12 protein-coding genes are annotated in these 13,274 nt (G+C 54.1%); 6 read left to right on the top strand and 6 right to left on the bottom strand.

Annotated elements, in window-relative coordinates; genetic code table 11:
- Positions 1 to 50 precede the first annotated feature (50 nt).
- Both ppc and KNV97_RS20075 read left to right on the top strand, forming a co-directional pair.
- Entirely contained in the window at positions 51 to 2,684 is a 2,634-nt protein-coding gene (gene ppc, locus KNV97_RS20080; RefSeq protein WP_136485293.1) for a phosphoenolpyruvate carboxylase, read from the top strand.
- Positions 2,685 to 3,032: 348 nt separating this feature from the next.
- Positions 3,033 to 3,572: a PadR family transcriptional regulator gene (locus tag KNV97_RS20075; protein ID WP_136485295.1), complete on the top strand. Its 540-nt coding sequence runs from the start codon at positions 3,033 to 3,035 to the stop codon at positions 3,570 to 3,572.
- A gap of 114 nt (positions 3,573 to 3,686) precedes the next feature.
- Here KNV97_RS20075 and cysE read toward each other — a convergent pair whose 3' ends face one another.
- From cysE to epmA, 5 genes are all read right to left on the bottom strand, one after another.
- Positions 3,687 to 4,508 carry a serine O-acetyltransferase gene (cysE, locus tag KNV97_RS20070; RefSeq protein ID WP_136485297.1) on the bottom strand — a complete coding sequence of 274 codons (822 nt, stop codon included), beginning with the start codon at positions 4,506 to 4,508 and terminating at the stop codon, positions 3,687 to 3,689.
- Positions 4,509 to 4,599: 91 nt separating this feature from the next.
- Complete coding sequence (gene gpsA / locus KNV97_RS20065) at positions 4,600 to 5,637, bottom strand: NAD(P)H-dependent glycerol-3-phosphate dehydrogenase (RefSeq protein ID WP_218562642.1); 1,038 nt, start codon at positions 5,635 to 5,637, stop codon at positions 4,600 to 4,602.
- A gap of 222 nt (positions 5,638 to 5,859) precedes the next feature.
- On the bottom strand, positions 5,860 to 6,327 hold the full coding sequence (gene secB / locus KNV97_RS20060; RefSeq protein ID WP_218562641.1) for a protein-export chaperone SecB: 468 nt from the start codon (positions 6,325 to 6,327) through the stop codon (positions 5,860 to 5,862).
- 179 nt (positions 6,328 to 6,506) lie between these two features.
- Positions 6,507 to 6,941 (bottom strand): rhodanese-like domain-containing protein, encoded by a 435-nt coding sequence (locus tag KNV97_RS20055; protein WP_136485304.1) that lies wholly within the window; start codon positions 6,939 to 6,941, stop codon positions 6,507 to 6,509.
- 149 nt (positions 6,942 to 7,090) lie between these two features.
- Entirely contained in the window at positions 7,091 to 8,065 is a 975-nt protein-coding gene (gene epmA, locus KNV97_RS20050) for an elongation factor P--(R)-beta-lysine ligase (protein ID WP_136485306.1), read from the bottom strand.
- A 306-nt stretch (positions 8,066 to 8,371) separates the two neighbouring features.
- On the opposite strand from epmA, the gene frdA reads away from it, so the two are divergent.
- Genes frdA through frdD form a run of 4 tightly spaced genes read left to right on the top strand, consistent with a single transcriptional unit; the run spans position 8,372 to position 11,694 of the window.
- Positions 8,372 to 10,177: a fumarate reductase (quinol) flavoprotein subunit gene (frdA, locus tag KNV97_RS20045; protein ID WP_218562640.1), complete on the top strand. Its 1,806-nt coding sequence runs from the start codon at positions 8,372 to 8,374 to the stop codon at positions 10,175 to 10,177.
- Positions 10,177 to 10,935 (top strand): succinate dehydrogenase/fumarate reductase iron-sulfur subunit, encoded by a 759-nt coding sequence (locus tag KNV97_RS20040; RefSeq protein WP_136485310.1) that lies wholly within the window; start codon positions 10,177 to 10,179, stop codon positions 10,933 to 10,935. The genes frdA and KNV97_RS20040 overlap by 1 nt, the downstream gene beginning before the upstream one ends.
- Before the next feature lie 2 nt (positions 10,936 to 10,937).
- Positions 10,938 to 11,321 (top strand): fumarate reductase subunit FrdC, encoded by a 384-nt coding sequence (gene frdC / locus KNV97_RS20035; RefSeq protein WP_218563462.1) that lies wholly within the window; start codon positions 10,938 to 10,940, stop codon positions 11,319 to 11,321.
- 10 nt (positions 11,322 to 11,331) lie between these two features.
- The gene (gene frdD / locus KNV97_RS20030) at positions 11,332 to 11,694 is read left to right on the top strand and encodes a fumarate reductase subunit FrdD (RefSeq protein WP_218562639.1); all 363 of its coding nucleotides are present in this window, start codon (positions 11,332 to 11,334) and stop codon (positions 11,692 to 11,694) included.
- A 70-nt stretch (positions 11,695 to 11,764) separates the two neighbouring features.
- On the opposite strand, the gene KNV97_RS20025 is transcribed toward frdD, so the two are convergent.
- Positions 11,765 to 13,168, bottom strand: coding sequence for an SPFH domain-containing protein (locus tag KNV97_RS20025; protein ID WP_136485314.1), 1,404 nt, complete (start codon positions 13,166 to 13,168; stop codon positions 11,765 to 11,767).
- Between the last annotated feature and the right edge of the window lie 106 nt (positions 13,169 to 13,274).

Here is a 13,274-nt window from a genome sequence, read left to right as displayed (position 1 = left end):
TACTTAAGAAAAGAACAATGGATGTAATTTTTTTACAAGGCAGGATGACAATGAACGAGAAATACGCCGCGCTCAAAAGTAACGTGAGCATGCTGGGTCGCCTTCTGGGGCAGACAATTCAGGATGCCAGCGGTGACGTTATTTTAGAGAAAGTGGAAACCATCCGAAAACTTTCCAAATCTGCCCGCGCCGGCAATCAGGCCGACCGCGATAATCTCATTGAAGAGATTAAAAGCCTGAACAATGATCAGTTAACGCCGGTTGCCCGCGCGTTTAACCAGTTTCTGAATCTGACCAATATTGCCGATCAGTACCACACCATCTCGCGTCACTGCGAAGAGCATGTGTGTGAACCTGACGCCATTCACGATCTGTTCAGTAAACTGAGCGACAACAGCATCAGCAAACTCGATACCGCACAGGCGGTGCGAGATCTCAATATTGAGCTGGTTCTGACCGCGCACCCGACGGAAATCACCCGTCGTACCATGATCAATAATCTGGTTAAGATTAACGAATGTTTATCGAAACTTGAGCTGAGCGACCTTTCGTCCAAAGAGCGCCTTAAAACCGAGCGTCGCTTAGAACAGCTGATCGCTCAGGGCTGGCACTCTGATGTTATCCGTAAACAGCGCCCGACGCCGCTGGATGAAGCCAAATGGGGTTTCGCTGTGGTTGAGAACTCACTATGGCAGGCGGTACCTGAATTTTTGCGCGAACTGGACGTCAGCGTGAAAAACTACCTCGGCGAAGGGCTGCCTATCGATGCCCGTCCGGTCCATTTCTCCTCCTGGATGGGTGGCGACCGTGACGGTAACCCGTTTGTCACCCACACCATTACCCGTGAAGTCATGCTGCTGTCACGCTGGAAAGCGGCGGACCTGTATCTGGGTGATATCAATGAGCTGATCTCCGAACTGTCGATGACCAAGTGTAACGACACGGTTCGCGATCTGGCAGGTGAAGAAGAACACGAACCGTACCGCGCCATCCTGAAACGGGTGCGTTCGGTGCTGCAGGAAACGCTGGAAATCCTCGATGCCAAAGTGCATGGCCAGCAACTGGCGGTTAAAGCACCGCTGCGTAACATCAGTCAGCTGTGGGAGCCGCTGTACGCCTGTTACCAGTCGCTGCACGAATGTGGCATGGGCGTGATTGCCGATGGCTCACTGCTCGATACCCTGCGCCGCGTGAAAGCGTTCGGCGTACACCTGGTACGCCTTGATATCCGTCAGGAAAGTACCCGTCACTCTGATGTGCTGTCTGAACTGACCCGTTATCTGGGTATTGGTGATTACGACCAGTGGAGTGAGCAGGACAAGATTGCCTTCCTGACTAACGAGCTGGCCTCTAAACGCCCGCTGCTGCCGCGCGACTGGCAACCTTCAGAGCCGGTTAAAGAAGTCCTCGATACCTGTAAAATTATCGCGTCTCAGCCACGTGAAGCCTTTGGTGCCTACGTGATTTCCATGGCGCGCACTGCGTCTGACGTGCTGGCAGTCCATCTGCTGCTGCAAGAATGCGGCTGTCCTTACCGCCTCGATGTATGTCCGCTGTTTGAAACGCTCGATGACCTCAATAACGCCGAAGCCGTTATTACCCAGCTGATGAGCATCGACCTGTACCGCGGCTTTATCCAGAACCACCAGATGGTGATGATCGGTTACTCCGATTCCGCCAAAGACGCCGGTGTGATGTCGGCGGGCTGGGCACAGTACCATGCGATGGAATCCCTGGTTAAAGTCGCCGAAGAAGCCGGTATTGAGCTGACCCTGTTCCATGGCCGCGGCGGTACAATCGGTCGTGGTGGTGCGCCAGCGCACGCCGCACTGCTGTCTCAGCCGCCAAAGAGCCTGAAAGGCGGCCTGCGCGTGACCGAGCAAGGTGAAATGATCCGCTTTAAACTCGGTCTGCCGGACGTGGCGGTCAACAGCTTCAACGTGTACGCCAGTGCGATTCTGGAAGCCAACCTGCTGCCGCCTCCGGAGCCAAAACAGGAGTGGCGCGATCTGATGGAAGTGCTGTCAGACGTATCCTGCGCGGCTTACCGTGCGGTCGTGCGTGGAGAAGCCGACTTCGTCCCTTACTTCCGTCAGGCCACACCTGAACTGGAGCTGGGTAAACTGCCGCTCGGTTCACGCCCGGCGAAACGTAACCCGAATGGCGGTGTGGAAAGTCTGCGTGCCATTCCGTGGATCTTCTCCTGGAGCCAGAACCGTCTGGTTCTGCCGGCCTGGCTTGGTGCCGGCGAAGCGATTCAGCACGCCATCGATCAAGGTTACCAGGCGCAGCTGGAAGAGATGTGTCGCGAATGGCCGTTCTTCTCAACCCGTCTCGGTATGCTGGAAATGGTGTACACCAAGTGTAATCTGGATATTGCCCGTTACTACGACGAGCGCCTGGTGGATGAACCACTGCGTCCGCTTGGCCAGCGTCTGCGCGATCAATTGCAGAAAGACATCAAAACCGTGCTGAACGTGGAAAACAACGAGAACCTGATGCAAAGCGACCCATGGGGCCATGAGTCGATTCGCCTGCGTAACATCTACGTTGAGCCGCTCAACATGCTGCAGGCTGAACTGCTGTACCGTACCCGTCAGAGTGAACAGCCGGATCCCGAGCTGGAAGAAGCACTGATGGTGACCATCGCAGGTATTGCCGCAGGCATGCGTAACACCGGCTAATCGCCAGTATAAAATTCTAAAAATTAACAAAAGATCGCATCTTTGCGGTCTTTTGTTTTACCTAGCAATCTTATTGAGAACAATATCAGTTTTTTATTTCAAAACCGCATTGTATTCTACTTTATGCTTATTATTTAGATATACTACGGCTGCTCGATGACGGCATTTAATAACAACAAGTCGCAGAGCGATACGTAGAGTATCAACCCTAGGTGATAAACGGCTTTAAGGTGACATGACAGCAGATTTCTGCTGACCAGAATCAGGCACTGCATCAGAGAGTACCGCAGAGTACCCACGATAGCTGAATCTGGTGTAAAAAGTTTATTAACCATTTGGATTGAAGACATGTCATTACCACACGTTATCCTTACTGTTCTTAGCACTCGCGATGCAACCGGCTACGATATCACCAAAGAGTTTTCTGCGAGCATTGGCTATTTTTGGAAAGCCAGCCACCAACAAGTCTACCGTGAACTGAATAAAATGGGTCAGCAGGGCCTGGTAACTTGTGTCCTGGAACCTCAGGAAGGCAAACCTGACCGTAAAGTTTATTCGATTACGGACGCAGGCCGCAGCGCTCTGGGCGAATGGTTCGATCAGCCGACCGCGCATCCGACAGTAAGGGATGAATTCAGTGCTAAATTGATGGCTTGTGCCGTTCAGCCTGCACACCCTTACCGGGCTCAACTGGGCGAGCTGATTGAAGAATCCCGTAAGCTGGTGACTCACTACAAAGAGATTGAGTCGGCTTACTACGCCAATCCGGCGGTAATGGATAAGCAGCAACGTCTGGAGCGTCTGACGCTACGCCGTAATCTGCTGGTTCGCCAGGCCTGGATCAACTGGGCAGAAGAAGTGATTGCGGAACTGGATGCAATGGCGTAAGCCGCACCAACCGAACAGCAAACAAAAAGGATGATGCCCGGCATCATCCTTTTTTCGTTTTCGCCTTACGCTGTCAACCCAGGCAGATTTTAAACCACTTACGGTCAGGCAAGCTTAAATGCCATCTCCGCCGGTGAACGTCTGAGTGCGGCCATTGAACTGCTGATCCATATCCAGCGACGGCTTCTGGGTTTTTGGCCGGCCGACGATACGTGCCGGCACCCCGGCTACTGTCGTGTGTGGCGGCACAGGTTGCAGCACCACCGAACAAGAGCCGATTTTAGCGCCCTCGCCGACTTCGATATTACCGAGAATTTTCGCTCCGGCACCGATCATAACCCCTTCACGGATTTTCGGGTGACGGTCACCGCTCTCTTTACCGGTACCGCCCAGCGTGACGTCCTGCAGAATCGACACGTCGTCGCCGACCACGGCCGTTTCACCGATCACAATGCCGGTGGCGTGATCCAGCATGATGCCACGCCCGACTTGTGCCGCCGGGTGGATATCCACCTGACACGCGACAGAAATCTGGTTCTGCATATAGGTTGCCAGTGCCTGGCGTCCTTGCTTCCACAACCAGTTGGCAACCCGGTGGCCCTGCAGAGCATGATAACCTTTCAGGTACAGCAGCGGCATGGAATACATCGACACCGCCGGGTCACGGTTGACCGTGGCGCAAATATCACAGGCGGCGGCTTCAGCAATAGCCGGGTCTGATTTAAATGCTTCCTCGACCACTTCCCGTACCGCAATCGCCGGCATCGACGCCGTCTCCAGACGGTTAGCGAGGATGTAGCTCAACGCAGCCGCCAGGCTGTCATGCTTAATAATGGTCGCATGGTAGAAACTGGCCAGCATCGGCTCCTGCTCTGCCTGCTCTCGGGCTTCTTGTACTATGGTCTGCCAAACTTTACTTTGTGCACACTGTTTCATTATTCACTCTGCCTCTGGCTGTGTTCGGCACAACGGCGTACCGCGCAGCTCTTTTAATCCTTCAAAATTCTACCAAGCAGCTTGGTGGTGATCATTCTCGTTCTGCTTTCTTGTCGCGCGCCAATAAGTCCTGAGCGGCCAGACGCGCGTCTTTGCCTTGATACAATACCTGATAAATTTGGTCAACGATTGGCATCTCAACACCCATACGCTGTGCCAGCAGCCACACCTCTTTGGTGTTGCGGTAACCTTCAACGACCTGACCGATCTCATCCTGTGCGGTATCGACATCTTTGCCCTGACCCAGCGCCAGACCAAAACGGCGGTTACGTGACTGATTGTCAGTACAGGTCAACACCAGATCGCCCAGACCAGCCATGCCCATAAAGGTTTCCGGCTGTGCGCCCAGAGCCGCGCCTAGGCGGCTCATTTCCGCCAGGCCGCGGGTAATAAGCGCAGTACGCGCATTGGCACCAAAACCGATGCCATCCGACATCCCGGCGCCAATCGCAATCACGTTCTTCACCGCGCCGCCCAGTTGCAGGCCGGTGAAATCATTGTTGGCATAGACGCGGAAGGTCTTGCTGCAGTGGATTTTCTCCTGCAACTGCTTCAGGAACTCGGCATCGGAAGACGCAACAGAGATCGCGGTCGGCATACCCATCGCCAGCTCTTTGGCAAACGTCGGACCGGACAGCACCGCCAGTGGATGGTTATCCCCCAGCACTTCACGAGCCACATCCTGCAGCAGACGGCCGGTTTCCGGCTCCAGCCCCTTCGTTGCCCAGCAGATACGGGTATCTTCGCGCAGATAAGGTTGCAGGCTGTTGAGCACAATACCGAACACATGGCTGGGTACCACGACCAACAAATCACGACTCGCCTGCACCGCCTTTTGCAAATCAGCTTCAATGATCAGAGATGGCGGGAAATCGATACCCGGCAAAAAGGCGTGGTTGGCCCGATCGGCTTGCAGACGCGCCATGTGCTCAGGGTCATGTCCCCACAACACCACGTTAGCTCCGTTACGAGCCAGAGATATCGCCAGTGAGGTACCGTAAGAGCCCGCACCGATCACGCTCATTGAAATCGCTTTACCGTCGGCATTATTTGTTTGTGAATCGCTCATTGTTCCGCCTGATAGCTATGCTCAGATGCACCAAAGCCCGGGGCTTGGTCATCGGTTTTGTTATTCTATACCCAAAACAGCGCGAGGTGCAGGCGCATTCGTCTGTTTTCCCTGAGTGAAAACAAAAATGCACACCGCACCTTGATGTGTCAGTGCGTTGTGCATTCAATAAGCCGCCGGTTGTCGCACCGCCGGCCCGGATGAGTCAGAAACCCGCAGCGATTACGCTTGCGCTTCTTCCTGACCAGCCTGCTGTTGCAGGTAGTTCATGAACAGCGCATCAAAGTTAACTGGTGCCAGGTTCAGTTGTGGGAAAGTACCTTTTACCACCAGGCTTGAGATAGTTTCACGTGCGTACGGGAACAGGATGTTCGGGCAGAATGCACCCAGGCAATGAGCCAGCTGACCGGCTTCCATCTGTTCTGCCGTAAAGATACCCGCTTGCTGTACTTCACACAGGAACGCGTTCTCTTCTTCGTTTTTCACTGTCACAGTCAGACGTAGCACGACTTCGTAGACACCTTCGCCCAGTTCACGGCTCTGCGTATCCAGATCCAGTTTCACATCCGGGTTCCACTCTTTCTGGAACATGGTTGGCGAGTTCGGTGCTTCAAACGACACATCTTTCAGATAGATGCGTTGAATTGCGAAGTTTTGTTGCGGAGCTTGTTGTTGTGCTGCTTCAGCCATGATTTTGTCCTTAATACAGATAAATTCGGGTCATAATGGTGGGGAGACTAACCGAGAGCGTGCTGCGGCACTAGAACGATGCGTCATTCCGTGCCGGCCATCACATCCGGTGCGAGTGGGTGCTGACTTTGCAACCAGCACCACCGCCACCATTACAACCGTGTTTTGTTGCCCCGGAATTACTTCTTGCCACGTACCAGCGGCAGATTCGCTTCGTTCCAGGCGACCAGGCCATTTTTGAGCAGATTCACTTTTTCGAATCCTGCTTTGGCTAACAGCTCAGCGCTTTGACGCGCCGTCTGACCGGTCTTGCATACCACAATGATTGGGTCTGATTTATGACTTTCAAGGGCAGACAGATTACCGGCTTTGATGTCTGACGGTAAAATGTGAACTGAGTCAGTAATATGGCCACGTTTGTATTCGTCTTTGGTACGAATATCAACCACCACACCATTTTCACGGTTCATCAGTTGAGTCACCTGAGAGGCACTCACTTCTTTGTAGGCGGCCGTAGCGGATTTAAACGTGGTAACGATCAACGCCACCAAAATACCTACCCAGGCCAACGATAGGATCATGTTCTGTTGAAAAAACTCAATGTATTCTTGCATATCCTGTGCTCTTGCAATGGTGGTTCAAAACAGTCAAGGAGTATAGCGAGGTTGCCCGCATGACGCGAGCGCTTAGCGCGCAGAATCCCTGACCCAGGCCACGAAATTGATCCCGGATGTTACCGGGATCCGCCGTCCGTGACCGGGCTTTACGCGCGTGGAAACGGAAACGCCGTCACCTTATCAATATGATCTTCGCCCAGCGCCAGCATGATCAGGCGATCAATACCGAGCGCAACACCGGCACAGGGTGGTAGTCCGGCCTGCAGCGCCGCAATCAGGTGGTAGTCGATCGGCTGCGCCGTCAGTCCCATTGCTAAACGCTTGGCATTATCGCCCTCAAAACGTGCCAGTTGCTCGGCCGGGTTATCCAGTTCATGGAAGCCGTTCGCCAGCTCAATGCCTTTAAAATAGACCTCGAAGCGATCAGCCACCCGCGCGTCGTGCGGGTTAATTTTGGCCAGCGCCGCCTGAGAGGCCGGAAAGTCATACACAAACGCCGGGACCTGCTGGCCGATGTGCGGCTCGATGCCCATACTGAACAGCAGTTGCAGCAGGGTATCGCGATCCTGCTCCGGCTCAGCGATATCACTCAGGCCGAGTTGCGCCGCCGCCTGTTTAAGTTCCGTCATACTGCCTTGCAGCGGGCAGACACCGAGCACAGTGATAAATGCCTGCTGATAGGTCATGCGCTCAGCGGCGCCGATGCCAAGCACAAGTTGCAGCAGCGCCTCCATTTCATCCATCAACATGTGATGGTCAAATCCGACCCGGTACCACTCCAGCATGGTAAATTCCGGGTTGTGGTAACGGCCGTTCTCTTCATTGCGAAAGGCTTTACCTATCTGGTAAATCGAACCGCTGCCGGCGGCCAGCAAGCGTTTCATGTGGAACTCCGGGCTGGTCATCAGATGCAGATGCCCGCCATCAGCATAACCCGGCCCGACAAACTCGGTCTGAAAAGTATGCAGGTGGACGTCAGTCACCGTGGCGTGGCTCATGGCCGGCGTATCGACCTCAAGGACATCACGGGCAGCAAAAAACTGCCGGATAGTATTCAGCAGCGCAGCACGCTGCTTAAGTTGCTGGATTGATGCCGTTGGCATCCACTCTGGCTGGCTCATATTTGTTCTTCTTCACTACGCACAAGCCGCCAATTCTACCTGCTGGAGAACAAATTCCAAACAGTGACGTGATCAAACTCACACCTGCAGCATTAAATATGCTCGCATGTGCAATACCGCCACAAAAGTCCAACCGAATCAATATTTGCCCCGCTGGCCTCTTCTACACTAGCTCTACCACTTAGGAACAGGTGGTGCGCAGCGAGTGCCAGCTCCCGTCTCTTTCCCGAAGCCAACCCGCTGCTGATTATAATTAAGAGGCTCGTGTCCGGCCTCGCCCAAATCTCAATACACCGGAGGATAACTGTGCAAACTCTCACCACAGATATCGCAGTCATCGGCGCTGGCGGCGCTGGTCTTCGTACGGCAATTGCCGCAGCCGAAGCGAACCCGAATTTAGAAGTCGCACTGATTTCCAAAGTCTATCCCATGCGTTCCCATACCGTAGCAGCCGAAGGCGGCTCAGCGGCGGTGGTTAAAGCAGAAGACAGCTTAGACAACCACTTTAACGACACCGTCGGCGGCGGTGACTGGCTGTGCGAACAGGACGTGGTGGAATACTTCGTCGCCAACTCAACCCGCGAAATGATCCAGATGGAACAGTGGGGCTGCCCGTGGAGCCGTAAAGAAAACGGCGAAGTCAACGTGCGCCGTTTCGGGGGCATGAAAGTCGAGCGCACCTGGTTTGCCGCCGATAAAACCGGCTTCCATATGCTGCACACCCTGTTTCAGACCTCAATGAAATATCCGCAAATCAAACGCTTTGATGAGTACTTTGTGGTTGATCTGCTGGTGGTGGACGGCGAAGTCCAGGGCCTGATCGCGATTCACATGTCCGAAGGTGAACTGGTTACGATCAAAGCCAAATCCGTCGTCCTGGCCACCGGTGGTGCCGGCCGGGTTTACCACTGTAACACTAACGGCGGTATCGTTACCGGTGACGGTATGGCGATGGCCTATCGCCACGGCGTACCACTGCGCGACATGGAGTTTGTCCAGTACCACCCAACCGGACTGCCGGGCACTGGTATCCTGATGACGGAAGGCTGTCGCGGTGAGGGCGGGATTATCGTCAACAAAAATGGCTACCGCTACCTGCAGGATTACGGCATGGGTCCGGAAACACCGGTCGGCGAGCCGAAAAACAAATACATGGAGCTTGGCCCGCGTGACAAAGTGTCACAGGCCTTCTGGCACGAGCAGCAAAAAGGCAACACCATTAAGCATCCGCTCGGCGACGTGGTCCATCTCGATCTGCGTCATCTGGGTGAAGCGTATCTGCAGGAGCGTCTGCCGTTCATCTGTGAACTGGCTAAGGCATACGTCAACGTCGACCCTGCTAAAGAGCCGATCCCGATTCGTCCCACCGTGCACTACACCATGGGCGGCATTGAAACCAACGGCCAGTGTGAAACCCGTATCCGCGGCCTGTTTGCAGTCGGAGAATGTGCCTCGGTCGGTTTGCACGGCGCTAACCGCCTCGGCTCCAACTCGCTGGCTGAGTTCGTGGTGTTTGGCCGCGTCGCCGGTGAACACGCCGTGCAGCGCGCCGCCTCGTTCCAGGGCTGGAATGACAGCGCCATTGCGCAGCAGGTCGAAGCCGTTGAAGCCCGCATTCAGGCCCTGCTCAATCAGCAGGGCGATGAAAACTGGGCCGATATCCGCACGGAAATGGGCCATGCGATGGAAGCCGGCTGTGGTATTTACCGCGAGCAAGATCTGATGCAACAAACCATTGACAAGCTGGCGGAGCTGAAACAGCGTTACCAGCATATCAGCATCCAGGATCAGGGTAAGGTGTTCAACACGGATCTGCTGTACGCGATTGAGGTCGGTTACGGCCTGGAAGTGGCCGAAGCCATGGTTCATTCCGCGATTCTGCGCAAAGAGTCACGCGGTGCTCACCAGCGTCTGGATGAAGGTTGTACCGAACGGGATGACGTCAACTTTCTGCGTCACTCACTGGCCTATTATCAGGCTGGCGCCGCACCGAAGATCGATTACAGCCCGGTCACTATTACCAAGTCGCAACCGAAAGCCCGCCTGTATGGTGCAGCTGCCGAACAAGCCGCCGCCGCAGAAGCCGCGCAGATTGCACAGGAGCAGAACTAATGTCAGCTAACCGTATTCAGAAAGTCGAAATTCTGCGCTACGACCCGGCGCGTGACAACGAGCCCTATCTGCAGGCGTTTGAAGTACCGTTTGATGAGACCATGTCGGTCCTCGATGCGATTGGTTACGTCAAAGACCATCTCGATAAACAGCTCTCGTACCGCTGGTCATGCCGGATGGCTATCTGTGGCTCATGCGGCATCATGGTCAACGGGGTGCCGAAACTGGCGTGCAAAAGTTTCCTGCGTGACTACCCGAACGGGGTCAAAATCGAGCCACTGGCCAACTTCCCGATTGAAAAAGATCTGATCGTCGACATGACGCCGTTTATCGAGCGTCTCGAAGCCATCAAACCCTACATCATCGGCAACGACCGCAAACCGGAAGACGGCACCAATCTGCAAACCCCGCAGCAGATGGAAAAGTACAAACAGTTCGCCGGTTGCATCAACTGCGGCCTGTGTTACGCCGCCTGCCCTCAGTTCGGCCTCAATCCGGAATTTATCGGTCCGGCCGCGCTGACTCTGGCTCATCGTTACAACCTCGACAGCCGTGACCACGGCAAAGCGGAACGGATGAAGCTGATTAATGGTGAAAATGGTGCCTGGGGCTGTACCTTTGTCGGCTACTGCTCGGAAGTGTGCCCGAAACATGTCGATCCGGCTGCCGCCGTCAACCAGGGTAAAGTCGAGTCATCGATGGATTTTGTTATCGCGATGCTGAAGCCGGACGGTTCAGTGAAAACACAGGAGGCCTGATGATGACGAACCGTAAACCTTATGTGCGTGAAGTAAAACGCACCTGGTGGCAGAATCATCCGTTTTACCGCTTCTACATGCTGCGCGAAGCGACAGTACTGCCGCTGATTCTGTTCACGCTGTTTGTGCTAATTGGCCTTGCATCGCTGGTCAAAGGTGCTGATGCCTGGCACAGCTGGCTGGCCTTTATGGCTAATCCGGTTGTGGTGGCCATCAACATCGTGGCTTTGGCCGGCAGCCTGCTGCACGCGCAGACCTTTTTCTCCATGGTGCCGCAGGTGATGCCGATTCGCCTCAAGGGCAAACCGGTAGAAAAAAGCGTCATCGTTGTCACGCAGTGGGCCGCGGTGGCGGTGATCTCACTGCTTGTTCTCATTCTGGTGTAAGGAGCCTGTTGTGATTAATACCAATCCAAAACGTTCAGACGAACCAGTATGGTGGGGATTGTTCGGTGCCGGCGGTACCTGGTTTGCCATGGTCACTCCGATCACGATTCTGGTACTCGGTATTCTGGTGCCACTTGGTGTGATTGACAGCGCAGCCCTGAGCTATGAACGCGTCGCCGACTTTGCCACCAGCATTATCGGGGCCCTGTTTGTCATCGCCACTATCGCCCTGCCGATGTGGCACGCCATGCACCGCGTTCATCACGGTATGCACGATCTTAAGCTACACACTGGCCTGATCGGCAAAATCGCCTGCTACGGTATCGCCGCGCTGTTCAGCGTGTTAGCGGTGGTGTTTATCCTGATGATTTAAAATCGAAATGAACAAGGCGGGCTTTGAGCCCGCCTTGTGGTTTGTAAATGCTCGCCCGTGGCTGAGCCGGTTATTTGCTGACGACTTTCTTGGTTTGGTCCATCAGGCCTAGTGCGCCGAAACCGGTAATCACATCCAGGTTGGTTTTCAGCCCGCTTGCCTCGCCACCGCCGATGTAATTCTGCGGCATCTGCACCTGGAAGTTCTGCAGATTGCTGTAAAGTGAGTTGGCCACATCCCGTTGCAGCTCTGCCAGGTACACTTCCCGGTTGGCCCCCAACGCGGCGTATTTGGCTTTTAACACTTCCGACTCAGCACGGCCTTTTTCCAGAATGGCTTTAGCTTCGTACTCGGATGACAAGGCATTCGCTTTCTGAATCGCCAGGTTCGCTTCTGCAATCGCCAGCTCTTTCTCTTTCTCAACCTCAGCCAGACGCTTGGTTTTTTCTACTTCGACAATCTCACGCTCCGCTATCTGACGTGCGACCTCAACGTCTTTCTGCTGCGAGATCAACGCCAGTTCTTTCTGACGCTGCGCATCCTGCACTTCCCGGGTACGCTGAATTTCTTTTCGCAGCTGTTCGGTTTCAGCCTGAGCTTTGGATGTTTCCTGCTCCTGGATGGCGCGGATACGATCTGCTACCAAACGCTTTTTATCAGCCAGCAATTGATCAAGCTGGGTTTCCGGTTGCGGATCACCAATCGTCACCTGGGTCACATGAATGCCGTACTGCAGCAGCGGGTTGTCCTGGCGGATTGGCTGCCCGGTACTATCCAGCACCGGCACGGTTTTCCACACCAGTTGATTGGTCCGTTGCAATTGGTTCGGATTGCTTTGATTCATTCCCACCGGAGCCAGATCCATCTCCTCTACTTCGACCTGACGACGTTCGGTGAGGTAGATACCCTCACGCAATTGATCGCCCAGCTTAGATTTAAACTGGTTGAGACCGCCCTGGAAGAATTCTTCGCCGGTATACTGGGTGGCGGTAATCACCGTAACGTTGCGGGCATTTTTGACCAGCAGCGCGTCAATTAAATTGCTGTTGTTACGAAATTCGCGGTGCATTTTAATCAGCGCCTGGGGATCGGTGCTCAGTTTGAAACGGAACGTTACCGGGATCTGGCCGATGTAAGTATCGGCGAAACGCACCTGAACCGGATCGAGACGCTGATAAAAATCTTCTCCGGTATTGTTGCCAAATGATACCGTGATCACCTGGTCATACTGGGTAATTTTGGACAAAAACGGCATCCGGAAATGAATACCCGGTTCGGTAAACACATCCAACTCACCGGTAATATTATTCTGGTGCACGTAACTGTAGCCGGCATCAGTCATCAATACCGAGCTGTTGATGGTTAAGGCCACCGCCAAAACCGGAATACCCACCACTGCCGCTTTGAGTCCGCGACGGATCAGCTGACGTCGCTGTTCGACTTTCAAACCTTTTGCCAGGTCCGCACTGTTCATTTTGATTCTCCTTGTTATGGTTATTTTTGATATAAATATTTATAAACCAACAACTTAACTAGCCAATTGATAACGGAGGTAAATGTAACAATTTAAGACACAAAGG

It is taken from the genome of Vibrio ostreae (assembly GCF_019226825.1).
Lineage (GTDB): Bacteria > Pseudomonadota > Gammaproteobacteria > Enterobacterales > Vibrionaceae > Vibrio > Vibrio ostreae.
This window is presented reverse-complemented; position numbering and strand designations above follow the sequence as displayed.

Coding starts and splice junctions, on each gene's coding strand:
- ppc (WP_136485293.1), top strand. CDS start 51: ATGAACGAGAAATACGCCGCGCTCAAAAGTAACGTGAGCATGCTGGGT.
- KNV97_RS20075 (WP_136485295.1), top strand. CDS start 3,033: ATGTCATTACCACACGTTATCCTTACTGTTCTTAGCACTCGCGATGCA.
- cysE (WP_136485297.1), bottom strand. CDS start 4,508: ATGAAACAGTGTGCACAAAGTAAAGTTTGGCAGACCATAGTACAAGAA.
- gpsA (WP_218562642.1), bottom strand. CDS start 5,637: ATGAGCGATTCACAAACAAATAATGCCGACGGTAAAGCGATTTCAATG.
- secB (WP_218562641.1), bottom strand. CDS start 6,327: ATGGCTGAAGCAGCACAACAACAAGCTCCGCAACAAAACTTCGCAATT.
- KNV97_RS20055 (WP_136485304.1), bottom strand. CDS start 6,941: ATGCAAGAATACATTGAGTTTTTTCAACAGAACATGATCCTATCGTTG.
- epmA (WP_136485306.1), bottom strand. CDS start 8,065: ATGAGCCAGCCAGAGTGGATGCCAACGGCATCAATCCAGCAACTTAAG.
- KNV97_RS20040 (WP_136485310.1), top strand. CDS start 10,177: ATGTCAGCTAACCGTATTCAGAAAGTCGAAATTCTGCGCTACGACCCG.
- frdC (WP_218563462.1), top strand. CDS start 10,938: ATGACGAACCGTAAACCTTATGTGCGTGAAGTAAAACGCACCTGGTGG.
- KNV97_RS20025 (WP_136485314.1), bottom strand. CDS start 13,168: ATGAACAGTGCGGACCTGGCAAAAGGTTTGAAAGTCGAACAGCGACGT.